Consider the following 644-nt stretch of genomic DNA (forward strand, 5'->3'; position numbering starts at 1 on the left):
CCTCAAATGACACAGAATAATAAAAGAAATATTTTGTTAAGGAGAGGATTTCTTATGAAAAAAATCATTATCTTAATTGCCACTTTATGCATTACCACTATCCTAGCCTCATGTAACCAAAACGATGAAACCAATCAGCCTAACGACAATAAACCAGTAAATGAAACTGAGAATCAAGTTGAAAACAATCAAGACAAAACTACTCAAGAAGAAGAAAATAACGATGTAGATGAAACTGAACAAAATAAGGAAAATGATGTAACACCTACTAATGAAGGAAAGGTATATCAAAACAAAATTTTCAATGATGTAAAGGTTTCAGATACGGACAATCAAATCGTCATTACCGGGAAAGCACAGGTTTTTGAAGGTGTTTTTGACTATGCCCTTTACGATGGCGAGGAAAAGCTACTGGAAGACCATTATCAAACAATAGGCGCTCCTTCTTGGGGTGACTTCAAAATACCAATTGATAAAAATTTATACGCTCAACATAAAAACGATGTAAGACTTGAACTATTCGTTTATTCCGCAAAAGATGGTTCAAAAGAAGATATTCTTGAAATTCCACTTACAAAGAAATAGTACAAACCCTTAAAGTAGACCCAAGTCCTAGAAATCACTTGGGTCTTTTTTTTTTTTTT

Annotated in this window: 1 protein-coding gene; it reads left to right on the plus strand. The window is 33.1% G+C overall.

Annotation, left to right across the window (positions count from 1 at the left end; translation table 11 throughout):
• Window positions 1–585: Gmad2 immunoglobulin-like domain-containing protein (locus V7147_RS08765; protein ID WP_335367471.1), on the plus strand; the 585-nt coding region annotated here is incomplete at its 5' end.
• Window positions 586–644 lie beyond the last annotated feature (59 nt).

The sequence above is a fragment of the Bacillus sp. JJ1521 genome (assembly GCF_036965165.1).
GTDB lineage: Bacteria > Bacillota > Bacilli > Bacillales > Bacillaceae_L > Ferdinandcohnia.